This is a genomic window from Rhodophyticola sp. (assembly GCF_965284195.1).
Lineage (GTDB): Bacteria > Pseudomonadota > Alphaproteobacteria > Rhodobacterales > Rhodobacteraceae > Rhodophyticola.
The window spans coordinates 3,069,037-3,093,607 of sequence record NZ_CBDIRM010000001.1; the positions used below are offsets into that span (position 1 = coordinate 3,069,037).

The 24,571-nt window shown below is 63.6% G+C and carries 25 protein-coding genes and 1 tRNA gene; 13 read left to right on the plus strand and 13 right to left on the minus strand.

Going from position 1 to position 24,571, the window contains the following annotated elements:
- The first annotated feature begins 13 nt into the window (after positions 1–13).
- The 6 genes from ACQ651_RS15410 (at position 14) to lpxK (ending at position 6,400) form a co-directional block, all read left to right on the plus strand.
- Positions 14–1,519, plus strand: coding sequence for a DUF2125 domain-containing protein (locus ACQ651_RS15410; RefSeq protein WP_227285754.1), 1,506 nt, complete (start codon positions 14–16; stop codon positions 1,517–1,519).
- Positions 1,520–1,659: 140 nt separating this feature from the next.
- Positions 1,660–3,006 (plus strand): TldD/PmbA family protein, encoded by a 1,347-nt coding sequence (locus tag ACQ651_RS15415; protein WP_430449763.1) that lies wholly within the window; start codon positions 1,660–1,662, stop codon positions 3,004–3,006.
- Positions 2,993–3,781, plus strand: a complete 789-nt coding sequence (locus ACQ651_RS15420) for a 3'(2'),5'-bisphosphate nucleotidase CysQ (protein WP_430449764.1) — start codon at positions 2,993–2,995, stop codon at positions 3,779–3,781. Before ACQ651_RS15415 ends, ACQ651_RS15420 begins: the two co-directional genes overlap by 14 nt.
- A gap of 64 nt (positions 3,782–3,845) precedes the next feature.
- A complete protein-coding gene (locus ACQ651_RS15425; protein ID WP_121897437.1) occupies positions 3,846–4,088 on the plus strand; it encodes a DUF4170 domain-containing protein in 243 nt (80 codons plus the stop codon).
- A 6-nt stretch (positions 4,089–4,094) separates the two neighbouring features.
- Positions 4,095–5,402 carry a 3-deoxy-D-manno-octulosonic acid transferase gene (locus tag ACQ651_RS15430; RefSeq protein WP_430449765.1) on the plus strand — a complete coding sequence of 436 codons (1,308 nt, stop codon included), beginning with the start codon at positions 4,095–4,097 and terminating at the stop codon, positions 5,400–5,402.
- Complete coding sequence (lpxK, locus tag ACQ651_RS15435; protein WP_430449766.1) at positions 5,402–6,400, plus strand: tetraacyldisaccharide 4'-kinase; 999 nt, start codon at positions 5,402–5,404, stop codon at positions 6,398–6,400. The genes ACQ651_RS15430 and lpxK overlap by 1 nt, the downstream gene beginning before the upstream one ends.
- A gap of 31 nt (positions 6,401–6,431) precedes the next feature.
- On the opposite strand, the gene ACQ651_RS15440 is transcribed toward lpxK, so the two are convergent.
- Genes ACQ651_RS15440 through ACQ651_RS15450 form a run of 3 tightly spaced genes read right to left on the minus strand, consistent with a single transcriptional unit; the run spans position 6,432 to position 8,758 of the window.
- Positions 6,432–7,553 carry a CaiB/BaiF CoA transferase family protein gene (locus tag ACQ651_RS15440; protein WP_227285749.1) on the minus strand — a complete coding sequence of 374 codons (1,122 nt, stop codon included), beginning with the start codon at positions 7,551–7,553 and terminating at the stop codon, positions 6,432–6,434.
- Positions 7,550–8,224 carry a DsbA family protein gene (locus tag ACQ651_RS15445; protein WP_227285748.1) on the minus strand — a complete coding sequence of 225 codons (675 nt, stop codon included), beginning with the start codon at positions 8,222–8,224 and terminating at the stop codon, positions 7,550–7,552. The genes ACQ651_RS15440 and ACQ651_RS15445 overlap by 4 nt, the downstream gene beginning before the upstream one ends.
- A 12-nt stretch (positions 8,225–8,236) precedes the next feature.
- Positions 8,237–8,758, minus strand: coding sequence for a DUF721 domain-containing protein (locus ACQ651_RS15450; protein ID WP_227285747.1), 522 nt, complete (start codon positions 8,756–8,758; stop codon positions 8,237–8,239).
- A 91-nt stretch (positions 8,759–8,849) separates the two neighbouring features.
- Between ACQ651_RS15450 and mutY the strand changes: the two genes are divergently transcribed.
- Positions 8,850–9,911, plus strand: a complete 1,062-nt coding sequence (gene mutY / locus ACQ651_RS15455) for an A/G-specific adenine glycosylase (protein WP_430449767.1) — start codon at positions 8,850–8,852, stop codon at positions 9,909–9,911.
- A gap of 57 nt (positions 9,912–9,968) precedes the next feature.
- Positions 9,969–11,102 carry an alkane 1-monooxygenase gene (locus ACQ651_RS15460; protein ID WP_375551244.1) on the plus strand — a complete coding sequence of 378 codons (1,134 nt, stop codon included), beginning with the start codon at positions 9,969–9,971 and terminating at the stop codon, positions 11,100–11,102.
- Positions 11,103–11,286: 184 nt separating this feature from the next.
- On the opposite strand, the gene ACQ651_RS15465 is transcribed toward ACQ651_RS15460, so the two are convergent.
- From ACQ651_RS15465 to ACQ651_RS15475, 3 genes are all read right to left on the minus strand, one after another.
- A complete protein-coding gene (locus ACQ651_RS15465; protein WP_430449768.1) occupies positions 11,287–12,393 on the minus strand; it encodes a site-specific DNA-methyltransferase in 1,107 nt (368 codons plus the stop codon).
- Between the two features lie 99 nt (positions 12,394–12,492).
- Positions 12,493–13,107, minus strand: a complete 615-nt coding sequence (locus tag ACQ651_RS15470; protein ID WP_227285743.1) for a ribonuclease HII — start codon at positions 13,105–13,107, stop codon at positions 12,493–12,495.
- Positions 13,108–13,353: 246 nt separating this feature from the next.
- Entirely contained in the window at positions 13,354–13,800 is a 447-nt protein-coding gene (locus tag ACQ651_RS15475; protein ID WP_227285742.1) for a hypothetical protein, read from the minus strand.
- Between the two features lie 174 nt (positions 13,801–13,974).
- Here ACQ651_RS15475 and ACQ651_RS15480 point away from each other — a divergent pair, with 174 nt between their 5' ends.
- Entirely contained in the window at positions 13,975–14,268 is a 294-nt protein-coding gene (locus tag ACQ651_RS15480; RefSeq protein WP_227285741.1) for a hypothetical protein, read from the plus strand.
- Entirely contained in the window at positions 14,240–14,944 is a 705-nt protein-coding gene (locus ACQ651_RS15485; RefSeq protein WP_430449769.1) for a winged helix-turn-helix domain-containing protein, read from the plus strand. Before ACQ651_RS15480 ends, ACQ651_RS15485 begins: the two co-directional genes overlap by 29 nt.
- Positions 14,945–15,113: 169 nt before the next feature.
- Here ACQ651_RS15485 and ACQ651_RS15490 read toward each other — a convergent pair whose 3' ends face one another.
- Positions 15,114–15,404 (minus strand): hypothetical protein, encoded by a 291-nt coding sequence (locus tag ACQ651_RS15490; protein ID WP_227285739.1) that lies wholly within the window; start codon positions 15,402–15,404, stop codon positions 15,114–15,116.
- Between the two features lie 180 nt (positions 15,405–15,584).
- Between ACQ651_RS15490 and ACQ651_RS15495 the strand changes: the two genes are divergently transcribed.
- Positions 15,585–16,871, plus strand: a complete 1,287-nt coding sequence (locus ACQ651_RS15495; RefSeq protein WP_227285738.1) for a cupin domain-containing protein — start codon at positions 15,585–15,587, stop codon at positions 16,869–16,871.
- A 72-nt stretch (positions 16,872–16,943) separates the two neighbouring features.
- On the opposite strand, the gene ACQ651_RS15500 is transcribed toward ACQ651_RS15495, so the two are convergent.
- Positions 16,944–18,182, minus strand: a complete 1,239-nt coding sequence (locus ACQ651_RS15500) for a Coenzyme F420 hydrogenase/dehydrogenase, beta subunit C-terminal domain (protein ID WP_227285737.1) — start codon at positions 18,180–18,182, stop codon at positions 16,944–16,946.
- A gap of 138 nt (positions 18,183–18,320) precedes the next feature.
- A tRNA-Arg gene (locus tag ACQ651_RS15505) sits at positions 18,321–18,397 on the minus strand.
- Between the two features lie 109 nt (positions 18,398–18,506).
- Between ACQ651_RS15505 and ACQ651_RS15510 the strand changes: the two genes are divergently transcribed.
- A complete protein-coding gene (locus tag ACQ651_RS15510; RefSeq protein WP_430449770.1) occupies positions 18,507–19,535 on the plus strand; it encodes a LacI family DNA-binding transcriptional regulator in 1,029 nt (342 codons plus the stop codon).
- A gap of 44 nt (positions 19,536–19,579) precedes the next feature.
- Here ACQ651_RS15510 and ACQ651_RS15515 read toward each other — a convergent pair whose 3' ends face one another.
- Together ACQ651_RS15515 and ACQ651_RS15520 are read right to left on the minus strand one after the other, a co-directional pair.
- Positions 19,580–20,995 carry an L-serine ammonia-lyase gene (locus ACQ651_RS15515; protein ID WP_430449771.1) on the minus strand — a complete coding sequence of 472 codons (1,416 nt, stop codon included), beginning with the start codon at positions 20,993–20,995 and terminating at the stop codon, positions 19,580–19,582.
- A 231-nt stretch (positions 20,996–21,226) separates the two neighbouring features.
- Positions 21,227–22,087: a YncE family protein gene (locus ACQ651_RS15520; RefSeq protein WP_227285734.1), complete on the minus strand. Its 861-nt coding sequence runs from the start codon at positions 22,085–22,087 to the stop codon at positions 21,227–21,229.
- Between the two features lie 130 nt (positions 22,088–22,217).
- Here ACQ651_RS15520 and ACQ651_RS15525 point away from each other — a divergent pair, with 130 nt between their 5' ends.
- Positions 22,218–22,967, plus strand: coding sequence for a helix-turn-helix domain-containing protein (locus tag ACQ651_RS15525; protein WP_430449772.1), 750 nt, complete (start codon positions 22,218–22,220; stop codon positions 22,965–22,967).
- Here ACQ651_RS15525 and ACQ651_RS15530 read toward each other — a convergent pair.
- Complete coding sequence (locus ACQ651_RS15530; protein WP_430449773.1) at positions 22,957–23,667, minus strand: HAD family hydrolase; 711 nt, start codon at positions 23,665–23,667, stop codon at positions 22,957–22,959. The two genes, ACQ651_RS15525 and ACQ651_RS15530, sit on opposite strands and share 11 nt — an antisense overlap.
- A gap of 11 nt (positions 23,668–23,678) precedes the next feature.
- Positions 23,679–24,467 (minus strand): AfsA-related hotdog domain-containing protein, encoded by a 789-nt coding sequence (locus ACQ651_RS15535; RefSeq protein ID WP_227285731.1) that lies wholly within the window; start codon positions 24,465–24,467, stop codon positions 23,679–23,681.
- Positions 24,468–24,571 lie beyond the last annotated feature (104 nt).

Below are 24,571 nucleotides of genomic sequence, written 5' to 3' on the forward strand. Positions count from 1 at the left end.
TTGGTAGGTCGTTATGTCAAAGCTGAAAACCTTTTCCCTAAGTCTTTCCACCATTGCGCTTCTCGCGGCAGCCCCTGCGCTGGCCGATGTCGACGCCCAAGAGCTCTGGGACGAATGGCAGGCGCAAGGCGCCGCAGTCGGTCAAACCCTCTCCGCCGCGTCCGTCACGGATACCGATACCGGTCTTCGGATCAGCGGCATGACCGTGCTGGCGGATCAGGGCGGGAGCACATCGACCGTGCAGGTCGACGAGATCACGCTCAACGAAAACGCCGATGGCACGCTGAGCGTCGAAATGTCCGACCCCGTCCGCATCACGAGCGTAAGCCAGATCGAGGACGGACCGGCAGTCCGCATTGACATGGATGTGCGCCATCAGGGTCTGAACATCACCGTGTCCGGAGATGCCGGGGCGCGCGACTATCAGTATGACGCCGACAGCATAACGATCAGCAGCGAACAGATGACTGTCGATGGCGAGCCGGCGGGAGATATGAATATCGCCGCCACCATCACGGATTTCGCGGGCCAGTACATGCTCACCGGCGATACGGTCGAGACGACGGAGATCACCTCCACCAGCAGTTTCTCGGGCATGTCGGGCACGATCGATGCCGCCGCGCCGAACGGCCAGGATGGCGGGTTCAAGCTCAGCTTCAACATGGGCCCGATGACATCGACCGGTTCCGGCAGCATGTTCGCGTTGGCGTTCATATCGCAGATGTCCGATAGCACATCCGTTCCGGAGAATTTTTCCCTCCTGAGCGATCTGGAATACGAACGGCTGAGTTACGAGATGACCGTCGATGAAGCCGGAAGCAGCTTCAACATGTCCTTCGCCAATGAAGGCGGCGAGATGGGGGTGGAGCTTACCGAAGGTGGGCTGACCTATGATCTGTCGGCCGTGAATGTCGACGCGGCCATTCTGACGAACGGGTTTCCGGCACCGATCGAGATCAGCGCGGACTCCACCGGGTTCCTCTTCACGCTGCCTCTGATGCCCGAGGATGAGCCCTCCGACATGGCGCTCAGGCTGGATTACCGGGGGCTTGAGGTGAATGAGGCGCTTTGGAGCATGGTCGACCCGGGCCAGGCGATCCCGCGCGACCCGGCGACCCTGATCGTCGACATCACCGGCAAGGTTCAGATGCTCGTCAATCTGCTGGCAGGCGATCCAGCCGCGTTTCAGGGCCCTCCGGGAGAGCTGCGCGAGGTTACGCTCAACGACCTGCAGATCAACGCTGCGGGTGCCTCTCTGGAAGGGGAAGGCGATCTTGAGTTCGCGCCCGGCCAGATGGTGCCCATGCCGGTTGGCACAATCGATCTGCGCGCCGCCGGGCTCAATGCGCTGCTGGACCGTCTGACCTCTGCCGGGCTCCTGCCGGAGCCGCAGGCCGCCATGGTGCGGGGCATGTCGGGCATGTTCGCCCGCCCCGGCCCGACCGCGGACACGCTGGAAACCACGATCGAATTCCAGCCCGGCGGCGGCATCACCGCCAACGGCATTCCGCTGCAATAGCGGGCTCTGCCAGTGATCGAACCGCCCGGCGCCGTCCCCGAGCGCCGGGCGGTTTCGCTTTGCCCGGTCTTGCACCACCGGCCACCCGGCTCTAGGTCACATGGCAACAGCGCCGCGCGCGCCTTCAGGACAAATCCGACATGACCCGATCCCTTTCCGATCTGACAGCCGACCTGCTGGCCGCCGCCAAGAGGGCCGGGGCCGATGCCGCCGATGCGATTGCGGTGGATGGCACGTCGGTCTCCATCGGGGTTCTGAACGGCAAGCTGGAACAGGCCGAACGGTCCGAAGGGGTCGAGATCGGGCTGCGCGTCATGGTCGGGGCGCGACAGGCCTGTGTTTCCGCGTCGGACATCAACCCCGCCACGCTCTCCGAAATGGCCGACCGCGCGGTCGCCATGGCCCGTCTCGCGCCCGAGGATCCCACCATCGGGCTGGCCGATCCGGCGCAACTCGCCACCCGATGGGACGCGGAAGTGCTCGACCTGGTAGATCCCACCCCGGAACCCGAACCCGCAGCCCTTGAAGACGCGGCCCTCAGGGCAGAGGCGGCGGCACTGTCCGTCCCCGGCATCTCCCAGGTTCAGGCGACAACCGCCGCCTATGGCCAGCGCCGGGTTCATCTGGCGGCGACGAACGGGTTTTCGGGCGGCTACGGGCGCACCGATCACGGCCTGAGCTGTGTGGCGATCACCGGCGAAGGCACCGGGATGGAGCGGGACTATTACGGCGAAGGCCGCAGCCATGCCGAAGACATGATGGCACCCGAAGAGGTCGGGCGCCTTGCCGCGCAACGCACGATCGCCCGCGCCGGGGCCCGCAAACCGCCCACGGGCGCCTTTCCGGTCCTCTATGACGAACGGATTTCCTCCTCGCTTGTCGGGCATCTTCTGCAGGCATCCAATGGCAGTGCCATCGCGCGCGGCGGATCCTGGCTTCGCGATGCACTGGGTCAGGATGTGCTGCCCAGGGGCCTGTCGATCGTCGAAGACCCACATCGCCCGCGGGTGACCGGCTCCCGCCCGTTCGATGGCGAGGGACTGCCGACCGCGCGGCGCGAGATCGTGGCCGACGGTGTGCTCACCGGCTGGACGCTGGATCTTGCCACCGCGCGCAAGCTGAACATGACCTCCACCGCCAACGCGGCGCGTGGCACCTCGGCGCCGCCATCGCCGTCGGTCACCAATATCGCGCTGACGCAGGGCGATCTGAGCCGGGAGGATCTGCTGGCGCAGATGGGCACCGGGCTTCTCATCACCTCGATGATCGGCGCTTCGATCAACCCGACGACCGGCGATTATTCCAGGGGGGCGTCCGGGTTCTGGGTCGAAAAGGGGCAGATCGCCTATCCGGTCAATGAATGCACCGTCGCAGGCAACCTGCGCAACATGCTGCGCACGATCGTGCCCGCCAATGATGCCCGCACCCATCTGTCGCGGGTTGTCCCGTCGCTGCTGGTCGAAGGCCTGACGATTGCCGGAGCGTGAAGACAATCTGAGCCTGCTTGTCGACGCTGCGCGCCGGGCCGGAGAGATCGCCACACGCCACTGGAAACAGGGCCCGCAGGTCTGGGACAAGCCCGGGGGCGAGGGCCCGGTGACCGCCGCGGATCTGGCGGTGGACGAGATGCTGCGCACGACGCTGACCGCCGCCCGCCCCGATTATGGCTGGCTGTCGGAGGAAACGCCCGATACGCCCGCGCGCCTGTCGCGACGCCGGACCTTCATCGTCGACCCCATCGACGGCACCCGCGCCTTTATCGACGGCTCCCGCGATTTTGCCCATTCGCTGGCCATCGCGGATCGGGGGCAGGTCACTGCCGCGGTGGTCTATCTGCCGGTCAAGGATCGGCTTTTCGCCGCCGCCGCGGGGCGGGGCGCTACGCTGAACGGCGTGCCGCTTGCCGCTTCGACCCGCGATATCGAGGATCAGGCCACCATCCTGACCTCCCGGCCCAATCTGCGCCCCGAGCACTGGCGTGACGCCCCGCCGCCCGTGGCCCGGCATTTTCGATCGTCGCTCGCCTATCGGCTTGCGCTGGTCGGTCAGGGCCGGTTCGACGGGATGATCACGCTCAGGGACAGCTGGGAATGGGACATCGCCGCAGGCGCGCTGATTGTGGCCGAAGCCGGCGGCGCGATTTCCGACCGGCACGACCGGACGCTCGTGTTCAACAACCCGGTCCCGCAACTTCCCGGCGTTCTGGCCGCGGCCCCGGCGCTCCACCGGCAGCTTATGGCGCGTCTGGTCGGCGCCGCTTGACGGCTCACCCCATATCCGTAGGGTGCCGCCAAATTCCGACCCCTAGCCCAAAGGCCCCGCATCCATGACCCAACGCCTGCATCTTGTCTTCGGCGGCGAGCTGAAAGACCCCTCCAAGAATGAGTTCAAGAATGCCGACGATATCCATCTCGTCGGCATGTTCCCCGATTATGCCAGCGCCTATGCCGCCTGGAAATCCGAGGCTCAGCGCACGGTCGACGATGCCCATATGCGGTATTTCATTGCCCATATTCACCGCCTGCGGGACGAGGAAACCGAAGCTTCGCCAACCGAAGAGCTGGGGTAAGCCGCCTTGGGCCAATCCCTTGCTCTTGCCGGCTATCTCCTGTTTTCAGCCCGCGCCGAAGCCTTTGCCGAGCGCAAGCTGGCCGCACGCCTGCGCATCGGCAAGGAGGACGAGGCGCGCCTTGACGAACGCCGCGGCATCGCCTCCCGTCCCCGGCCGGACACGCCGCTGATCTGGTTTCACGCCGCCAGCGTGGGCGAGTCGCTGGCGCTTCTGGAACTGATCCGCCGGCTGATCGAGGAGCGCCCGGATATCTCGGTCCTGGTCACCACCGGGACGGTCACCTCCGCCAAGGTGATGGACAGCCGCCTGCCGGACGGTGCCTTTCACCAGTATGCCCCGATGGACGCGCTGCCTTTCGTGCGCCGCTTTCTCGATCATTGGCGCCCCGATCTGGCGGTCTGGACCGAAAGCGAGCTCTGGCCGGCGCTGATCACCGAAACCGATGCGCGCAGCATCCCGATGCTGTTGATCAATGCGCGCATGTCCAAGGCCAGCCATGACAGGTGGCGGTTTCTCAAGGGCGTGGCGCGCAGCCTGCTGGGGCGCTTCACCTTCGCCCATGTTCAGGATGATGTCACTGCGGGGTATCTGCGCCGGCTTGGCCTGCCGGCGGAGAGGCTCAAGGTGACCGGTACGCTGAAGGAAGGGGCCGCGGCTCTCCCCTATGACGAGAACGAGCGCGCGCGGCTTGCCTCCCGGCTGGCGGGCCGGCCCGTCTGGCTGGCCGCCTCCACCCATAAGGGGGAGGAAAAGAAGATACTGGAGTCGCACAGCCTCGCCATGCGCGGCAACCCGCGCCTGCTCCTGATCATCGTGCCGCGCCATCCCGAGCGCGGCGACGCGGTGGCCGAGCTGCTGCAGACGACGGGCTGGAGCTATGTCCGCCGCACGGCAGACGAGATGCCCGATGGCGACACACAGGTCTATCTGGCCGATACCGTGGGCGAGCTGGGTCTGTGGTATCGTCTGGCCCCGGTCAGCTTCGTCGGCGGCTCGCTGGAGCCCATCGGCGGGCACAACCCTTTCGAGCCGGCGGCGCTCGGCTCGGCCATCCTGCATGGGCCCTATGTCACGAATTTCGTCGATATCTACCAACGTCTGACCGAAGCCAAGGCTGCCCGCCTCGTATCCTCCCCCGAAAGCCTGGCCGCCGCGGTCAACGATCTGATGAACCCCGATCACGCCGCCGCCATGGCCAGCGCGGCGTGGGAGGTGTCCTCCTCGGGCGCGAACGTGACCGATATGGCGGTCGATCTGCTGCTCGATACGCTCGATACGCCTTCGCCGCCGGCATTGCCCGGGCCGGCCTGATGCAGGCGCCCGGCTTCTGGCAGCACCCGCCGGGGCTGCGCGCGGCGCTTCTCTCTCCGCTTGCGGCGCTTTACGCATCCGCGACCGCGCGGCGCTTGCGGGCCGGGCCGCGCGACACGGTCGGCATACCCGTGATCTGCATCGGCAATCTCAACGCCGGTGGCACCGGCAAGACCCCCACGGTCATCGCATTGGCCCAGCACCTGATTGCCCGTGGCTGCACCCCCCATGCGGTCAGCCGCGGCTATGGCGGATCCCTTGAGGGGCCGGTTCAGATCGCCCAAGGCGTGCATGACGCGGCGCAGGCGGGCGATGAACCGCTGCTCCTTTCGGCCTTCCTGCCGACCTGGGTGGCAAGGGACCGGGCAGCGGGCGCGCGGCTTGCCGCGAAGGCCGGGGCCGATGTGATCCTGCTGGATGACGGCTTCCAGAACCCCGCGCTGGCCCATGACCTCTCCGTGATCGTCGTTGATGCGGCATACGGGTTCGGCAACGGGAAGGTCATTCCCGCAGGGCCCTTGCGCGAGCCGGTCAGCACAGGTCTGGCGCGCGCCGATCTGCTGCTGTCGATCGGTCCGGACGCTGCGCAGAAGGACTTCGCCGACCGGTGGGGCAGACTGATCGACCTGCCGCATCTGACCGCCCAACTGGAGCCGCTGCCCACTGGTCTGCCCTTGGCGGGCCGCCCCGTTCTGGCCTTCGCGGGCATCGGACATCCGGAGAAATTCTTCGCCACGTTGCGGCAGATGGGGGCAAATCTTCTGCGGGCCGAGCCCCTGTCCGACCACCAGCCCCTGACCGAGACGCTGCTGATGCGCCTTCAGCGTGAAGCAAAGCTCCTCGGCGCGCAGCTTGTCACCACGGAAAAGGACGCGGTGCGCCTGCCGCCTGCATTCCGCCAGTCGGTGATGACGGTCCCGGTACGCCTGCGGATCCACGACACGGGCCCGCTGGAGGCGGCGCTGAGCCGTATTCTGGACCAAAGCCCGGATATCTGATCACGCCGCCCGGGGTTCAACACCCCTGAATTCAGGCGGTTTCGTCATCTTCCCCCAGTCTGGGCGATGGCCGATGCAACGCCACCTCGGCATCGGAAAAGCGAAAAGGCGGGCGCACGCCCGGCACGCCGTCCAGGTCGATCTGCAACCCCCGCGCCTTGACCTGAGGGTCGGCGAAGACCTCCGCCAGATCGTTGATCGGCCCCGCGGGCACGCCCTCGGCCTCGCAGGCGGCCAGCAGGTCGGCCTTGCTGCGCGCCCGCGTCGCGCCGGTCAGCCGCCGGGTCATCTCCGCACGGTTCGCAATCCGGTCCGCATTGGTCAGGAACTCCGGTGCCTCCGCCATATCGTCCAGCCCGAGCAGCCGGCAAAGTCGCCGGTATTGCCCGTCATTGCCGGTCGCGATGATCAGCCAGCCATCCGCGCAATCGAAGACCTGATAGGGCGTCAGGTTCTGGTGCGCGTTGCCGATCCGCTCCGGCGCCACGCCCGTAACCAGATAGTTCATCGCCTGATTGGCCATGAAACCCGTTGCGACATCCATCAGCGCCATGTCGATATGCTGGCCCTTGCCGGTCGTGCCACGCAGATGCAGTGCCGCCAGGATCGCATTGACCGAATAGAGCCCCGTCAGAATGTCGGTGACGGCAATGCCCACTTTCTGGGGCTGGCCGTCGGGGTCGCCCGTGACCGACATGATCCCGCTCATGCCCTGAATGATGTAGTCATACCCCGCCCTATGGGCATAGGGGCCGGTTTGCCCGAAGCCGGTGATCGAGCAATAGATGAGCCCTGGGTTCAGCGCCCTGAGGCTCGCATAGTCAAGCCCGTACTTGGCCAGCCCGCCGACCTTGAAATTCTCGATCAGGATATCCGCCTCCGCGGCAAGCGCGCGCACCTTCGCCTGCCCTTCGGCGGTACGGAAATCGGCCACGACCGAGCGTTTCCCGCGATTGCACCCGTGGAAATAGGCCGCCGACAGATCCCCCTCGCGCTGCACGAAAGGCGGACCCCATCGTCGCGTATCGTCCCCCTCGGGTGCTTCGATCTTGGTCACCTCGGCGCCCAGATCGGCAAGCGTCTGGCCGGCCCAGGGACCGGCCAGGATACGTGCAAGCTCCAGAACCCTGATACCGTCAAGCGGTGCCGTCATTGGGCGGCGGCAACCCGTTCGTCCAGGATCTCGGCAAAGCTGGCATAGCTCATGTTGCTGAACTGCTCACCGTCGATGATGAAGGTCGGCGTACCGGGGATATTGTGCTCTTCCTGATGCGTTTCGTAGCGGTCGACCAGTGCCTGCGCCATATCCGCATCGGTCAGGCAGGCCTCAAGCTCGGCCTCTCCCAGACCGACCGACCGGCCGATCCGCCGCAGGTTTTCCGCCACGGTGGCAGGTTCGCCCTGCACCCATTCGCGTTGCGTCTCGTAGATGCGGTCGACCACGGCGAAGTACCGCTCCGGCCCGGCGCAGCGCGCGACCATCGTGGCCCAAAGACCGAACCTGTCGAAATAGACCTCGCGGTACACAAACCTGACCTTGCCCGTTTCGATGTAGTTTTCCTTGATCTGCGGAAACACGTTTTCATGGAAGGTCGCGCAATGGGGGCAGGTGAAGGAGGCGTATTCGATCACCGTTACCGGCGCATCCTCCTGACCCAGTGCCATATCGACGATTTCGGGCATGTCGCCGGTCGCCTGCGCACCGGCCGCACCCAAGGGCGGCAGCGCTGGGTTCCGGCCGCTCTGCCATGGGGCGATCAGGGCGGTTCCTCCAAGAACAAGGCCCGTGGCCCCGATACCGGTCAAAATGGTCCTGCGCTTCATAAACTGCTCCTTCTAGGATTTCGAATGGGTCATGATATTGCGTGCCAGCCGTTCAAGCGCCGCTTTCAACTCGGGCGCCTCGACCCCTTCCACGGCGGCTCTGGCCGCGGCATCGATCTGCGGAGAGGGGGCGCGTGTCGGTTTCGGCGCGGCGGTGAAGGCCACCTGACCGTCGGCAAACCCGGTGGGCGCGGTCTGCGTGATCTGCACCCGCGCCACTGCGCGGTACCCGTAACAGGCGTTCACCCGATCCCTGATCTGCTCTTTCTGCATCTCCAGCACCGGCGCATGGGAGCCGGTGGTCAGGATCACCAAAGTGCCGCCCAGCCCGTCCCGCTGGCCATACCGGATCTTGACCGGCTGCGCGATGCGACCTGTCTCTTCGCCCACGATCTCGGCCCAGTGGGTCAGCAGCTTGGCTTCGGAAAACCCACGCTTTTCGAACGGGCCGCGCAGCTGTTGCGCAACCAGACGGCTCGCGGGCTGAAAGCCTCGGCCCCTGCGCGGGCTGGATGTGGGGGTTTGCGGGGGCATTGCGGGGGCTTGGGCTTTCCTTGGTTCCCGATCAATGTATCTGTGGCTCAGGCGTCATCCAATAACAAGACGGGGGCTTGGCGGATAAACCTTGCGTGATCAGGAAAAAAGCGCGGCCTTGCTGGCATGGTACGACAGGCACGCCCGCAGTCTGCCCTGGCGTGTCGGCCCCGCGGCGCGGCGGGCGGGTGTCCGGCCCGATCCCTATCGGGTCTGGCTCTCGGAAATCATGCTGCAGCAAACCACGGTTGCGGCGGTGAAGGCTTATTTCGACCGTTTCACCCGGCTTTGGCCCGGCGTGGCCGATCTGGCTGCGGCCGAAGACGCCACGGTGATGGGCGAATGGGCGGGCCTTGGCTATTACGCCCGCGCCCGCAATCTGCTGAAATGCGCGCGCGTGGTGGCCCATAATCTGAATGGCCGCTTCCCAGACAGCGAAGAGGCGTTGCGCGCCCTGCCTGGCGTCGGGCCCTATACCGCCGCCGCCATCGCCGCGATAGCCTTCGATCGGCCCGCCACGGTCATGGATGGCAATGTGGAACGGGTCATGGCGCGGCTCTTCGCGTTGGAAACCCCATTGCCCGCCGCAAAACCCGAGTTGAAGGCCCTTGCCGCTGCCCTGACGCCGCAGATGCGCCCGGGCGATCACGCGCAGGCGGTGATGGATCTGGGCGCCACGATCTGCACCCCCCGCAATCCGGCCTGCGGCATCTGCCCGCTCCGCGCGCCATGCCGGGCCCGCGCCGAGGGAATTGCCGCCGAACTGCCCCGCAAATCGCCGAAAAAGCCCAGGCCCACGCGGCATGGCATTGCCTATCTGGCCCGGCGAGAGGACGGTGCCTGGCTTCTGGAAACCCGCCCGGACAAGGGCCTGCTTGGCGGCATGCTTGGCTGGCCCGGAACGGATTGGGCGGAAAGCGCCCCGGACGAGGCGCCGCCGCTTCGCGCGGCCTGGCACGATCCGGGCGCCGAGGTGCGGCATACCTTCACCCATTTCCACCTTCGTCTTGCGCTGCGCGTCGCCCATGTCACCGCCGATGCGAGGCCCGATCGCGGCCGCTTCCTTCCAGCCGCCCAATTTCGGCCATCGGATCTGCCTACAGTTATGCGCAAGGCCTATGACCTAGCGTCCCGATTGCCCGCCGTTAATTGAGATCATGCAGAATTCACGTCAGACTGTCCCCCGTGTTCCATCATATCGAGTCGCCCGATGATCCCCGCTGCAACCGTCGCCAAACTGCACAACGCCCTGCCCTTCTGGCTGTCGCTCGGCCTGATCCCGCTTTTCGTCTTCGTCGCGACCCAGGGCGGGCTCTGGCTGTTGCTGATGCCGCTCTCCACCTGGTGGCTGTTCGCCGTTCTTGACGCCTTCACCGGGCTCAATCTGGAAAACGCGGACCTTCAAACCACCGAGGAACAGCTTTTCTGGTATCGCGCGATCACGCTGATCTGGTTCCCGTTGCAGTTCTGCGTGATTTTCGGCGCGATCTGGTATGTCTCCCATACCGACCACCTGAACACGCTGGAACAGATCCTGCTCTTCTTCGGCGTCGGCATCATCAGCGGCACGATCGGGATCAATTACAGCCACGAGCTGATGCATCAGAGAAACAGGCTCGAACGCTGGCTGTCCGACCTGCTCCTTGCGTCGGTGCTTTATTCCCATTTCCGGTCCGAGCATCTGCTGGTCCATCATCGCTATGTGGGAACCAGGCGCGACCCGGTGACCGCGCGCTACAACGAGGGCTTTCACCGCTTTTTCCCGCGCGTGCTGCGGCAATGCTGGATCTCCGCATTCAAGGCCGAACGGGATATGCTGGCCCGCAAGAATCTGCCCTGGCATGACCTTTCAAATCCGTTCTGGAAGTACTGGGCCCTGCAGGCCGTACTCCTGTTGCTTGCCTTCGCCATCGGCGGCATTCCGGGCGTCGCCCTTTTCGTGTTTCAGGCTTTTGTCGCCATCTGGCAGCTTGAACTGACCAATTACGTGGAACATTACGGTCTGACCCGAAAATATCTGGGCGATGGCAAGTATGAGCATGTTCTGCCGCGCCACAGCTGGAATGCGGCGCACAAGGCGTCCAACTGGCTGCTGATCAATCTGCAGCGCCATTCCGATCATCACTACAAGCCCGACCGGCGGTTCCCGCTCTTGCAGAACTATACCGAAGCGGACGCCCCGCAACTGCCCTACGGGTACACGATCATGACTTTGGCGGCGATGTTTCCGCCCTTGTGGAAACGGGTCATGAACCCGCGCGTGCGCAAGTGGCGACAGATGTATTACCCGGAAATCACCGACTGGCATCCCTATAACAAGGCGCTGCACCCGGCCCCCCGCTGAGCCCGAGAAGTGCGGGACGTGGCTGCGCCCGGACACTGCACTGTCGTCAGGGCGTTGCGGATATGGCGGCCAAAGGCACCGGATACTCCGCAAAAAAAGCCCCACCGGTCCCGGAGACCGGCAGGGCAAGGGTCGTGCCGGACCCCAAGGGGCCGCAGGCACGGGCGGTATTCTCTTGAAAGTCTTAGCTCTGCATCTCGGCGCGGATCTGCTGGCGCAGCAGATCGATGGGCACGGTCTTTCCGTCGCGCCGGAAATGCCAGTAGGTCCAGCCGTTGCAGCTTGGCGCGCCTTCCAGCCGCGCGCCCACCTGATGGATCGAACCTTTGGTATCCAGGGCCACCAGCGTTCCGTCGGCCCGGATCCGGGCGCGGTGGCGACCATTCAGGCTGGTCAGTTCCTCCCCCGGGCTCAGCAGGCCGCGCTCGACCACCTGGCCGAACGGCACCCGGGGTTCCGCACGCTTGCCTTGGGTGACCTCAAGCGAGGCACGGTCGAACCTGCGGACCTTGGAAATCCGTTTTTCGGCGATTTCTCGATACGCCGCCTCGCGCTCGATCCCGATGAAATCGCGGCCCAGCTTCTTGGCGACGGCTCCGGTCGTGCCGGTTCCGAAGAACGGATCCAGCACCACATCGCCCGGATTCGTCGCGGCCACCAGCACCCGGTGCAACAGCGCCTCCGGCTTCTGCGTCGGATGCGCCTTGTCGCCCTTTTCATCCTTCAGCCGTTCGCCGCCATTGCAGATCGGCAGCACCCAGTCCGAGCGCATCTGAATACCCTCGTTCAGCGCCTTCAAAGCCTCGTAATTGAATGTGTATTTCGCGCCTTCGGACTTGCTGGCCCAGATCATCGTCTCATGGGCGTTGGTGAAGCGCTTGCCGCGGAAGTTCGGCATCGGGTTCGATTTACGCCAGACCACATCGTTCAGGATCCAGTATCCCTGATCCTGCAAGGCGGAGCCGACACGGAAGATGTTGTGATAACTGCCGATCACCCAGATCGCGCCATGGGGCTTCAAGAGACGCTGCGCCGCTTTCAGCCATGCCCGTGTGAACGTGTCATAAGCCTTGAAGCTGTCGAACTGGTCCCAGTGATCGTCCACCGCGTCCACAAGGCTGTTGTTCGGGCGGTGCAGATCGCCCTTGAGCTGGAGATTATAGGGCGGATCAGCAAAAATCAGATCGACGGATGCCGCAGGCAGACTGTTCATCGCTTCGATGCAGTCTCCGGACAGAATACTGTTGAGCGGAAGCGCGCCGGCTCCCGTGGATTTGGTCTTGATGGTCATCACTGCCTCTGACTTAACCGCCTCTTCCGGGCGCTCAATTCTTGTCCACAGGATGAGTCAAAGGTGATTCGTCGTCAATTTCTTTTTTGAATCAGCGGCTTAGGATTTCTCTTGATACAAGATATTGTGCACCGGCCGGAACGAACGTCTATGAACAGGGGTCACACCAAGGCGCCGCAGAGCGCCCAGATGCTCCGCCGTGGGGTAACCCATGTTGCGCTCCCAACCATAGCCCGGATGCTGTTGCGCCAGAGCCACCATCACCCGATCCCGCGCCACCTTCGCCACAATCGACGCCGCCGCGATGGAGAGCGACCGCGCATCCCCCTTGATCAGGGCCGTCGCCGGGCAGGGCAGCCCGTCGGGCACGGCAGTCCCGTCAATCAGCGCGTGGCCGGGCATCTGCGGCAAACCTTCGACCGCCCGGCGCATCGCCAGAAGGGAGGCTGCACGAATATTCATCGTGTCGATCTCGGCCACGCTGGCCCATCCGATCGAGACATTCGCCACCTGATGCAGGATCTCGAACAAGGCCAGCCGCCGGGCCAGTGGCACTTTCTTGGAATCGTTCAGGCCGTCGGGTATCGACCCCGGGTCCAGCACCACCGCCGCTGCCGTCACCGGCCCGCAAAGCGGTCCGCGGCCAACCTCGTCGACGCCCACCACCACACCGCCCAGCGCCAGTTCGGTCTCGAAATCCGGTTTGCTGCCCATGGGCCCAAAGACCACGACCACGCAGACGAAACAAGCCAGTGCCCCAACCGGAGCCCGTGCCGGTGCCGGAAAAGACTTGGACGCACCGCGTCCAAGTCACGTTAAATGAAAGATGCAAGATCAGCCCGCTGGCTGCCGTCATCCTCATTGGGGCCGTGCAGCTTGCCGCCCCGCAAAAAAGGACGGCGGTGCCACATTCCTGCACCGCCGTCTCCCCTGCCTCACTGCTCGTTCTCTTTTTCCGGCTCAGGGGTGAAACCCGCGCTCCCGCTGCCACCCATTCCGCGCAAGACACCGCCCGCCATAGAGATTGCGCGTTCCGCGATTGGTCTGGACCCGGCGAATGCAGTCCGGCGGCAACAGGCCCGGACGACGCACATTGTTCTGCATGCATCGCGCGCCATAGCCGCGCACATATCCGCCGGTTGTCTGGAACTCCCTGAAACAGCGTGCAGGCGCGACAAGATCGTGCTGGCGCGGAGGTTGCGGTGTCACCGCCGGACGGTGGTCGCGACGGTCATTGCGCCGCTCGACCGCGCGGCCGATGGCATAAAGCGCAATGATCCCGGCGATGATTGCGGCGGCGTCTTCACTATCGGCGCGCGCCGTGCCCGGCGTTGCGGCGACACCGCTCAGAGCGAGGGTACAGGACAGAACCGCGGCCATCGCGGTCTTCGGCAGAAATCTTTGCATGGCATCCTCCAGGGTCTCTTTATGCGTGGGCGTTTCCGGCATGGGCAAACGCGATGGACCAAGGCTGAGCTTGCAGGCCGGGTCGTTCAATAACGCGGGCGTGCTATCGAATAACGGGCCGGGCAAACCTTTGCGGTTATTGTATAACGGGCCTCTTTCCCGCATCGTGCCGTCATGAAACAGCATCTTCATAAACTCGGGCTGGCCTTGGGTCTGGCCCTGGCGGCGGCGCCGGTTCATGCAGCCTGCTTCGCCGATTACAAGGCCAAGATGGATGATCCGCTCCGGCTGCATTACGGTGTGATCGAACTGCCCGATACCGCCTGCGATCCGGGCGCTGCCTTCGGCGTCATCGCGCCGCGCGTGGCCGCCGGCGGATGGGAGTTGCTGGAGGTCATGTCGATCTTCGACGAAACCGGTCTTGATGCACGGAGGGACGATGCAGGACAATTCTACCTCCGCTTCTGATACAAGGGCCACAGGCACCCGCGTCGTCCAGATCGGCATTGCCGCGATTGTCGCGATCCTTCTGGGCGCGGCGATCCTTCTGTTTGTAAACCTGCCCGACGCCAATGCCTTCAACGAGCGGGTCGAACGGATCTTCGTTGAAAACGACGCACTGACATCGGGGGAGGCGATCCGCCTGCTGGAGGTGCTGGCGCAGTCCGGCACCTCCTTCTCCGAAGTGCTGGCCAGTTACCGCGCGATCATCTTCGTGCTGCTGATCTTCGCCACCGCGTTGCTGATCGCCTGTCTCGTCTTTCTGGTCACCATCATCGCGCTCAACCGCCGGATGGGTGAGATCGAGAGATCCGGCATTCAGGTCTCCTCTTTGATACTCAGCCGGGAGGAACGGGTCGTTCTGCTGAACAACATGGAGTTTAAGCTGACCGACGCGGCGATGGAAACGCTTTCCGTTCTGGCCGAAGCGCGGATGGATGACGACGTGCTTTCGGGCGCCGAGATCGAGGCGATGGTGTCCGGCAAACCCGCCGTCGATTGTGACGAGGCCGCGGGCGCGACGCGGATCAAACGGCTGCGCGACACGCTCGGCAACCAGATGGTCAGCGAGTTGCTCGTGAAGAACATCGCCCGTCGCGGCTACATGCTGGCCATCGACAAGGATGTCATCCGCATGGTGTGAGAGCTATCCGGGCGCGCGCACGGTCCTGAGGCCCTTCCCCTTTGTCCCTGTCAGACGGGGAGCAAGGGCCGGGACGGATCAAAGCCAGCACGGGTCAGGGCACGGATTGGCCGACGACAAAACGCGGCCCGCAATGGGCCGCGTCTGTCCAGGTTTCTGGCGATGCAATTCAGCAGTAAGGCGCGCCTCGGCCATAGCCGCCCTGATCCGTGATCGCACCGTTGTCACTATCTGTCACTCCGGTGAAAATGCCGCCGCTGCCGCGTGGGCAACTGCCACTGTCGGTCCACTGCCCGTTGTCCACATCCGCGGCCTGTGCCTGATTTGTGGAACCCACAACCGTGACGGCGGCACCGCCCAACGCCATCAGACCCAGAAACCCGCGGCGCCCGGCCCGGCGCTGAGTGCTGATATCGCTATCTGCCAGACTATTGGTGTTTTGCTTGCTTTTGTTGGACATAATTGCCTCTCCAGTACATCAAATCAGGTGATCAAAGCCGCTTTGGCCAGACCCTAATCCGTGAGCGACCCGAAGGTCAACGATAGCGTGCCTCTATTGGACGGGAACGGATTGCCTATCGCGCCCTCCCATGGTCTGTGTGTTACACACTGAGATTCCATGGCCAACAAGAGAACCCATATGACCAAACCCGATTTCGGCTTCGACCGGGCCATTTCGCCCGTAACACGCGACCAGTTTTTCACGGATTACCTTGAAAAGAAACATCTGGTCGTGAAGCGCGACCAGCCCGACTATTACTCCCACCTGCTGTCCTTTGCGCAGATCGACCATGTGGTGACGACGATGGGCCTCTATGCGCCCGAAATCACCGTGACGAAATCCGATGCTCACGGGCACGACGCCGACCACGATAGTGCGCCCGCTCCGACGTCGACAGATGCCGATACGAATACTGGCGGCCATCACGGCGCTTCCCCGATCCAGCCTGCGGACTACACCTATGACAGCGGCTATATCGACCCGGTTCGCGTGGCCCAGCTTTTCGCCGATGGCGCCACCGTGATCCTGTCCGGCCTGCATGAACGCCTGCCGCAGCTGGGGCAGTTCTGCCGGGCCCTGGAAAGCGTCATGTCCTGCCGAGTGCAGACCAATATCTACATGACGCCCACCCAGTCCCAGGGCTTCAACCCTCATTACGACAGTCATGATGTCCTTGTCCTGCAGGTCGAGGGGACCAAGGAATGGCGCATCTACGACACTCCGCTGGAACTCCCGATGGCCTCTCAGGGCTTCACCCCCGACGCCGTGCCGATCGGCGCCGAAACCGACCGTTTCACGCTCGAACCGGGCGACATGTGCTATATCCCGCGCGGCCTTGCCCATGACGCGGTGGCCACGGACCAGACATCGCTCCACATCACCACCGGGCTGATGGTCCGCACCTGGGCCGATCTCATGGCGGAAGCGGTGGGCGTCATGGCGCACAAGGATCCGGTATTCCGCCGCGCGCTGCCGCCGGGCCACGCCGCCCCGGGCTTCGATCCCGCACCACACGAGCAAACCTTTCGCGAGATGATGACAAGACTCGCGGAAACCGCGCCCTTCGAAGCGCTTCTTGCTGGCTTCAAACAGGATTTCATCTCAAATCGTGTGCCCCGCGTCGAAGGGCAGATGGCCCAGGTCGCCAGGCTGGGCGAGATGACCGTCGACAGCATTGTCGGCGCGCGTCCCGATCTGGTCTATGACATCGCGGTGATGGGTGCCGAAGACGGCAAGGATCCGGTCGTCAGCGTTCTTTGCTATGGTTCGGAGATCAGCCTTCCATCCCATGCGGAAACCGCGCTCCGCTTCGCGCTTTCCACGCGGTCTTTCAGGGTGGGCGACATGGCGGGCGATCTGGATGACGCCGGCAAGCTGGTCCTTGCAAGACGTCTCCTGCGAGAGGGGCTGCTGATGCTGCACTAAGGGCATCCGCGATACGTCAGCCACGCCTCACCTGTGGCCGCCGAGGTGTCGCTGGCAACCCGTCGCATCCCCCTAATCCATGTCGCGCCGCTCCCCCTCTTTCGGGGTCAGTCCGTAGCGTGCCGCCACACGCCAGACATGCTCCGGCACCATGTTCTTCATCTTCGCGCCATGGGCCCGGCGCAGATGCAGCACGGTCTCGATCGCCTTCATCTCCACCCGCGCCCGGGCAAACTCCAACCCGCGCGGTCCGATCCGTGGCTGAAGGAAGCTTACAACCGGGCGCAGCCAGTCGGGCATGGACCGCAAGGGCATCCCACCCGCGGCGCGTTCGGTATTGGCCAGAAACCCCTTCACCGCCCCCTCACGCTTTCCCTTGTCGGTCAGCGGTCTGGTCTGCAAGCGCCCCTCCAGCAGGGCCAGCATTTCCGCCCCGCGGTCATTCCGAACGATCAGCCACTGGTCGCCGTCGCCTCCCATATAGCCCACCGTGATATCGGCAAGCCGGTTGGTGTAATCGACGCAGGTCTTGCAGGTCATCGGGAAGAAGTCCGCCGGCAGTCTGGAGATCGGCAGGCTCAGGAACGGCACCACGCGGGTCGGGCGCCCGTCGTCGAAGCGCAGTTCGACCCTGTAGTCGGCGCGAAACTCCAGATAGCTCACCGTTTCCGGCTTTTCATCCAGAAGCGCCAGAAAGGTGTGGAAATTCTCGGTCGTGGTATTGTCCGAACACGGCGTGCCGATCACGTAGATCCGCTCGAAGCCCAGCTCGGCTTCCAGCGCCCTCAGCGCATAGACCTGGCAGGGAATGCCAACCAGCGCGATCCGCTTGTGCCCCGCCGCGGCCGCGGGCTCGACCAATGCGACGGTGGGTCCGTAGCCCATCCGCATGCCCCGGCATTGCGCCATCTCGTCGGGGTCGGTCACGATGACCGGCAAGGGCTTCCACCGGTCCGTGGGGTCCGGAGCCACGCTCAGAACCGCATCCACCGCACCGGCCCTGAGCAACTCGGCGGCCAGCGTCGTGGTGATCCCGGTCCATTGCGCCCCCGGCGCGGCGGGCTCAAGCCGGGCGCGCATCATCTTTTGGGTCACGCCGAAAAAGTGCTCTTCACCCTGATCCGGGATCGTCTCGCGCCCATGGGCCGCCCGCTCCAGCGCAGGGTAATCGGGCGCAATGAACTGACAGGCGCGCCCGCAGGCCTTGCCATCGCCCATCCGGCTCACGCCGCAATCGGTGCACAGCCCGGGCCGGGGCGCGCCGCCAATCCGGGGCGCTGTCAGTCCGCTTGTGGGGGCGTCCTTCGGCATGAACCGACTTTCCGCCGCGCCCTGCAAGGTGTCAATAAAAGTTTACACCTTTGGGCGCAGACGCGCGGGCAGCCCTGGGGCAAGCCGTGCAAATCGGGCTACTCATCGCAGGTATGCGGGATATGTGCAGCCCGCTCGTGGTGACCCCGGCAGGACTCGAACCTGCAACCTATCCCTTAGGAGGGGATTGCTCTATCCAGTTGAGCCACGGGGCCACATGGGCCGTTTCTGGTGGAATTTGGCGCGGGGCGCAAGCACGGCCATTCTCTTGGACAACCAAAATCAGACCGCGTATCAACAGGATGACAGAAACGTAAACGGGGCATGATCTTGCGCGGACGCAACCCTTTCGACGGCAAACCCCAGCTGACCCTACGCGACGTGGCCGAGGCTGCCGGCGTTTCCGAGATGACTGTCAGCCGCGTGCTTCGCAACCGTGGCGATGTTTCCGACCGCACCCGCGCCCGGGTCTACAGCGCCGCGCGAAGCCTTGGCTATGTTCCCAACAAGATAGCCGGTGCGCTGGCCTCCAACCGGGTCAATCTCGTGGGTGTCGTCATCCCGTCGCTGTCCAACATGGTCTTCCCCGATGTCCTTGGCGGAATTGGAGAAGTTCTGAGCGAAACGCCGCTTCAGCCGGTGATCGGCACCTCTCAGTACGACCCTGAAACAGAGGAAAAGGTGATCTACGAGATGCTCTCCTGGCGTCCGTCCGGGCTGATCGTTGCGGGGCTGGAACACACCTCGGCCGCGCAGGCGATGATGCGGAGCGCGGGCATCCCCGTGGTCGAGGTGATGGATGTGGATGGCGATCCGGTCGCGGCCGCCGTCGGCATCTCCCATATTCGCGCAGGCCGCGACATGGCCCGTGAAATCATCGCCCGCGGCTACCGGAAAATCGGCTATCTCGGCTCCGGCTCCGGCGGTGACCACCGCGCGCAGAAGCGTCTGCAAGGCCTTCGGGAGGGGTTGTCGGCGGCTGGTGTCTCCCTCACCGACAGTTGCTTTTACGAGGGCGCGTCGGGCTTTGGCACCGGACGTCAGATGACTGCGGACATGCTGGCGCGTCATCCCGATCTCGATTTCCTCTACTACAACACGGACATGAATGCCGCGGGTGGCCTTCTCTATTGCCTTGAAAAGGGGATGAAAATTCCGGAGGAGATCGGTCTGGCCGGGTTCAATTCCTTCGAGGTGCTCGACGGCCTGCCCATGCGCATCGCGACGATGGACAGCCGCAGGACGGAGATCGGTCAGAAGGCCGCCGAATTGATCGCCGCCAATGCACTGTCAGACGAGGTCATTGCGTTGGAGCCAAGGTTCCTCGAAGGCGAAACCGTTCGCCACGGCTGACGCCGACGGGCTCCTCGGCAGGTGACGCGACGCTTCAAGCCCCCTCAGCATTCCGGCAGATTGACCGCCAATCCGCCCTGGCTGGTTTCCTTGTACTTGCTGTTCATATCCAGCCCCGTCTGGCGCATGGCCTCGATGCAATTGTCCAGCGGCATGAAATGCGTACCATCGCCTCTCAACGCGAGGGACGCGGCGGACACGGCCTTGATCGCGCCCAGCCCGTTGCGCTCGATACACGGCACCTGAACCAATCCGCCCGCCGGGTCGCAGGTCATCCCCAAGTGATGCTCCAGGGCGATTTCCGCCGCATTTTCAACTTGCTCGTTGGTTCCACCCAAGGCCGCGCACAACCCCGCAGCCGCCATTGCCGCCGCAGATCCGACCTCCCCCTGGCAGCCGACCTCGGCGCCCGAAATCGAGGCGTTGTGCTTGATCAAACCGCCGATCGCCGCCGCGGCCATCAGGAAATCGACGGCACCTGCGTCGCTCGCACCGATGCAATGACCCCTGTAATAGCGAAGCACCGCCGGGATCACACCGGCCGCGCCGTTGGTCGGCGCCGTCACCACCCGTCCACCCGCGGCGTTTTCCTCGTTCACGGCCATGGCGTAGACACTCAACCAGTCATTCACCACGTGAGGCTGCGCGATGTTTCGACCCGCCTCGGCCTTCAGCTGCTCATGGATCGCCTTTGCCCGGCGTTTGACGCGAAGCCCGCCGGGCAATTCCCCCTCCATCCGCAGGCCATGTTCCAGGCAATCTTCCATCGCGCGGCGTATCTCTTCCACCCGGCCGGTCACCTCGGCGCGGTCCGCCAGCGCCAGTTCGTTTGCCCATTTCATTTCGACGATGCTCTTGCCCGATGCCTTGCCCATCGCCAGCATTTCCGCCGCCGACCCGAACGGGTAGGGATAGCCGACCTCTTCCTTCTCCGCATGAAGCTGCGCCGCGCCGCCATGCTTCTGTGCCTCCAGTTCCGCGGCTGTCATCACGAAGCCACCGCCGATGGAGTAATAGGTTTCCTCCAGATAGAGGCTTCCATGCGTGTCGAAGGCCCGCAGGATCATCCCGTTCGCATGGCCCGGCAATCTCAGGTCGTAATCGAACACCAGATCGGTCGCCGGATCGAAACGCAGCTCAGGCAGACCGGGGGGCGTCACCCGCCCGCTCTTGCGCAGGGCCGCCTCGATCTCCGCGGCCCGATCCGGGTCGAGCGTATCCGGCTTCAACCCGCACAGGCCCAGGATAACCGCCCGATCCGTCGCGTGACCCTTGCCGGTAAAGGCCAACGACCCGTGAAGCGAGCAGGCCAGAGCGCCAAGATCTCCCGCACCCGGCTCTTTCTCGCGGCCATTGCGCAGATCGTCCAGAAACCGTGCCGCCGCGCTCATCGGGCCCATCGTGTGGGAGGAGGACGGCCCGATCCCGATCTTGAATATGTCAAAGATGCTCAGAAACATGTGCCCTCCCTCCCCGCTGATCTAGCGCGAAACCGGCGACGGATGCGAATGAATACCGACATCCGGCAGGTTTCGACCGACCATCATGTGCGGGGCACCTTGCGATGCGCAAGGTGCCCCGCACATGAGGCAACGCCCTTATCCGCCAAAACGCGATCTTCCAGACGGCGGTAACGGCCGGCCCGCATCAGCGGGTATGGCAATTACGGAGGGTGTTTCCGCGCCCGGAAGTTACGGATAGGTCACGACGCGCAGATCGCCATAGAGCATCATTGGCAGGAACAGCGTGTTTCCGTGGGAAGAGATATCCGCCACGCCGGGCGAGAGGTCCATCGCCAGGTCAACCTCGCCCACGCCGTTGACCGTGAACACCTCCCCGGTGACCCAGTCATTCAGCAGAATCTCGTCCCCCACTCGGGTTATGCCGTCGATATTGCCGATTTCCGGCACAACGACCGAGATGGCACGGGTTTCAAGATCGACCGACAGGAGGGAGCCTGCGACTTCTGTCGAAAAATCCTCTCTCAGGCCCTCGCCCCATGTCCCGACCAGCAGGCGCCCGCCGTCCAGCAGCAGACCATTGGGATGGCTCAACTGGTCATGCTGCATCCATAGCGTCACGCGACCATCGGCGTAACGCCAGATGCTGTCTGTCATCAGATCGCTGATATAGGCCGTCTGTCCGTCCGAGGTGACATCATTGAGAAACCCGGCCCCTTCGACCATGATCGACCGCCGGATGACGCCCGTTTCCGCGTCGATGACGTGCAATGTGTTGAGATCGGCGACCAGCAGGGTTTGCCCGACAAATGCCATCCCCTTCGGAGCATCCAGCCCATCGACCCAGTCGAGATCCAGGATTTGCCCGGTTGCCGACAAGAGGGTCAGAAACCCGTTTCCATCGGCTTCACCGGGGTGGCCCGCGATATTGCTCAGGATCACCCGGTTTCGGGTGCTGTCGAAAACTGCGGATTCCGGCATATCGAAACCGCCGGCATTCCATGGCGCTTCCGCAAGGGCGGCCGGCGTGTGCGACAGGCTTGCAATCGCAATGGTCGCGGCGGCAACAGCGAAACTTGGTAGCATTTTCATGTCACATTCCTCATCTGGCCTCGTTAAGACTGCGACATCGGTATCTTAGATGGATACCTTGATGAACTGAGGTTAATCTTGGTATCGATTTGTGATACCGATTTGCCTTTAAACAGATCAGGAGCGCACCATGCGCGGAACCATGTTCGAGGTGTTGAAACAAGCGTTGCGGGCGCGGCAGATGACCTATGGCGACCTTGCCGCACGCATGTCCCTGTCGGAACCGACGATCAAGCGCATCTTCGCAAGCGGAGATGCGAAAATGAGCCGGATCATGGATATCTGCGACGCCCTCGATCTTCCGTTCGAGGATATTGTCGCAACCGCCAAGCGCACCATCGTCCGGCCGGTCCAGTTGACGGCGGAGATGGAGGCCGGGCTGGCGCAGGATCCGTCGCTCTTCTTTCTGTTCATCCTGCTGCATGACGGCATGGCCGAAGCGGCGATCCGCGAAGAGTTCGGGTTAAGCAGGAACGCCCTCTTCATTCTGGGTCGCAAGCTGGAACGGCTTGGATTGGCCGAGGTTCACGCCGAGGGCCGCATTCGTCTGACGCTGGCGCATCCCGTTAAGTTCCGGCGAAACGGCCCGCTTCACCGGACGCTCAGGGATCTTAACCTCGCCTTTATCCGCACGGTCTTTGACCAGCCCGATGGGGAGCAATCCGGCTACCTGACCCAGTCCCGGCGTATCTCCCGACAGACGGCGCGACAGGTCATGGCCGATCTGCGCAACCTCAATCAGCAGCTTTCCGAAATGGCGCGTCAGGACCAGCTAACTGTCCCGGCGCAGGATCTGCAGACCTACAAGCTGTGCGTTGCCTGGTCGGAGATGTCCTTTCCCGCCTTCGCCCGGATCGACGGCGAAGCGCCTAAGCCGTGATCGAGCCCGCGGCGTTTGCCTGGCTTTGGATCGGAAAAGAGCCGATCGCGCCGGCCCATGCCGGCGCGGGCCGGTCTGCGGCATGAACGCAATATGCCTCGTCACAGATGGCCAGGAACGGCAGGTCGCTCTGATGATCTCCATAGCCGATGGTTCTGGCATAGGGCCCGCGCGACTGGATCAGGTTTCGCAACGCAGCCGCCTTGCCCTCACCAATGGTCTGAATGCCCTCGATCTGGCCATCGGTCGTGCCGTCCGGCAACCGCCTGAGCACGATTGCCAACAGGCCTGTGGCGCCAAGGTCGTCGGCTATGGGCGCGACGATGAAGCTCGCCGACCCCGACAGAAGCACGGTTTCATGGCCCTGCGCCTGATGCTGTCGGAACCGGTTCAGCACCTCGGGCACATAAAAGGACCGCGCCTTGCTTTGCGCAAACCACTCTTGCGAAAGCTCGGCGAGCTGATCGAGGGACCAGCGGGAAAAGTTGCGATAAAACAGCCGATTGACGACCTCGCGCGGCTCCGTTTCGCGCGCCGTCTGTAACTCATAAAGCGCGGCGCGATATGCCTGCGCCCCGCCGATGTCCCCGGCGACTTCCCTGAACGCGAATTCAAGAAACGAAAACATCGATTTGCACCCGATTAGGGTTTCATCGACATCGAAAACGGCAAGGCTGGGCGCTGAGCGGATATCGGGCATGTTTCGGGCCCTCACGCGACTTGAGAGACGGATTGAAGCGCTTCTTCGTCGCGATACTGCTCCACCAGTTTGTTCAGGCACTCCTGCGCAACGACAAGCTCCCTGTCGGCGATCGTTTTCGCTTCGAAGGCCGTGAAGGCTACGCTGACGCGGGTACATACGGTTCCGGCCTGTATGATCGTGATATCGGCATCGAACCCGTGACGGTTTTCCTTATGCGAGGCGCGGGTGATTTCATAGCGCAGGACCGCGTCGAACGGGAACACGAAGTTCTGGAACCCCGTTTCCATGCTTTTGATAACGTAGTAGTAATCGCGCTCGTCCTCGGCGAGGAAGAACGCCTCCGTCACGGTCAGGAAAGCCTGGCGCGCCGCTTCGATCAGGGCCATCCCCTGAATGTGCATCCCGGTCATGTGGTCGAGGAAAAACTCGTTCTGGGCGGAAAAGCACAGGTCCATCTCGAACAGCGTGTCCGACACCCTGCGCGGTGCACAGATGACGATGTTTTCCGCGCGGTTCTTGTGGGCAAACCGCCGCGTGGACCGGGGCGCGCGTTTGCAGGACACCAGATTGAAACTGCCGCCGGCTTTTCCGTTCGTCGTGTTGAAATGCCGGACGGCGGCATAGAGGCTGCGCATGTCGACGCCCTGTTGCAGGTACAGGTGGACATCGGTGTCGAGATGAACGCTTGTCAGAACTTTTTCCAATGCGTCGGTTTCGGTAATCAAACCATCAATATGCCTGGCCGTACCTGAAAATGTATCCCCGACGACAAAGAACCGTTGGATCGAATTGGTCATTTCACTCTCCAAATTGACTCGGTGGTTCGTGCAATCAGTAGAGTGCCATCCGACAATCCCAACAATCGCCAGTATCGAAATGCCCATTCCATTTCTGCAACGCA

Excerpts from the sequence above, each read along its gene's own strand:
- ACQ651_RS15410 (WP_227285754.1), top strand. The coding sequence starts at position 14 with ATGTCAAAGCTGAAAACCTTTTCCCTAAGTCTTTCCACCATTGCGCTT.
- ACQ651_RS15415 (WP_430449763.1), top strand. The coding sequence starts at position 1,660 with ATGACCCGATCCCTTTCCGATCTGACAGCCGACCTGCTGGCCGCCGCC.
- ACQ651_RS15425 (WP_121897437.1), top strand. The coding sequence starts at position 3,846 with ATGACCCAACGCCTGCATCTTGTCTTCGGCGGCGAGCTGAAAGACCCC.
- lpxK (WP_430449766.1), top strand. The coding sequence starts at position 5,402 with ATGCAGGCGCCCGGCTTCTGGCAGCACCCGCCGGGGCTGCGCGCGGCG.
- ACQ651_RS15440 (WP_227285749.1), bottom strand. The coding sequence starts at position 7,553 with ATGACGGCACCGCTTGACGGTATCAGGGTTCTGGAGCTTGCACGTATC.
- ACQ651_RS15445 (WP_227285748.1), bottom strand. The coding sequence starts at position 8,224 with ATGAAGCGCAGGACCATTTTGACCGGTATCGGGGCCACGGGCCTTGTT.
- ACQ651_RS15450 (WP_227285747.1), bottom strand. The coding sequence starts at position 8,758 with ATGCCCCCGCAAACCCCCACATCCAGCCCGCGCAGGGGCCGAGGCTTT.
- ACQ651_RS15460 (WP_375551244.1), top strand. The coding sequence starts at position 9,969 with ATGATCCCCGCTGCAACCGTCGCCAAACTGCACAACGCCCTGCCCTTC.
- ACQ651_RS15465 (WP_430449768.1), bottom strand. The coding sequence starts at position 12,393 with ATGACCATCAAGACCAAATCCACGGGAGCCGGCGCGCTTCCGCTCAAC.
- ACQ651_RS15470 (WP_227285743.1), bottom strand. The coding sequence starts at position 13,107 with ATGGGCAGCAAACCGGATTTCGAGACCGAACTGGCGCTGGGCGGTGTG.
- ACQ651_RS15475 (WP_227285742.1), bottom strand. The coding sequence starts at position 13,800 with ATGCAAAGATTTCTGCCGAAGACCGCGATGGCCGCGGTTCTGTCCTGT.
- ACQ651_RS15480 (WP_227285741.1), top strand. The coding sequence starts at position 13,975 with ATGAAACAGCATCTTCATAAACTCGGGCTGGCCTTGGGTCTGGCCCTG.
- ACQ651_RS15485 (WP_430449769.1), top strand. The coding sequence starts at position 14,240 with ATGCAGGACAATTCTACCTCCGCTTCTGATACAAGGGCCACAGGCACC.
- ACQ651_RS15490 (WP_227285739.1), bottom strand. The coding sequence starts at position 15,404 with ATGTCCAACAAAAGCAAGCAAAACACCAATAGTCTGGCAGATAGCGAT.
- ACQ651_RS15495 (WP_227285738.1), top strand. The coding sequence starts at position 15,585 with ATGACCAAACCCGATTTCGGCTTCGACCGGGCCATTTCGCCCGTAACA.
- ACQ651_RS15500 (WP_227285737.1), bottom strand. The coding sequence starts at position 18,182 with ATGCCGAAGGACGCCCCCACAAGCGGACTGACAGCGCCCCGGATTGGC.
- ACQ651_RS15510 (WP_430449770.1), top strand. The coding sequence starts at position 18,507 with ATGATCTTGCGCGGACGCAACCCTTTCGACGGCAAACCCCAGCTGACC.
- ACQ651_RS15515 (WP_430449771.1), bottom strand. The coding sequence starts at position 20,995 with ATGTTTCTGAGCATCTTTGACATATTCAAGATCGGGATCGGGCCGTCC.
- ACQ651_RS15520 (WP_227285734.1), bottom strand. The coding sequence starts at position 22,087 with ATGAAAATGCTACCAAGTTTCGCTGTTGCCGCCGCGACCATTGCGATT.
- ACQ651_RS15525 (WP_430449772.1), top strand. The coding sequence starts at position 22,218 with ATGCGCGGAACCATGTTCGAGGTGTTGAAACAAGCGTTGCGGGCGCGG.
- ACQ651_RS15530 (WP_430449773.1), bottom strand. The coding sequence starts at position 23,667 with ATGCCCGATATCCGCTCAGCGCCCAGCCTTGCCGTTTTCGATGTCGAT.
- ACQ651_RS15535 (WP_227285731.1), bottom strand. The coding sequence starts at position 24,467 with ATGACCAATTCGATCCAACGGTTCTTTGTCGTCGGGGATACATTTTCA.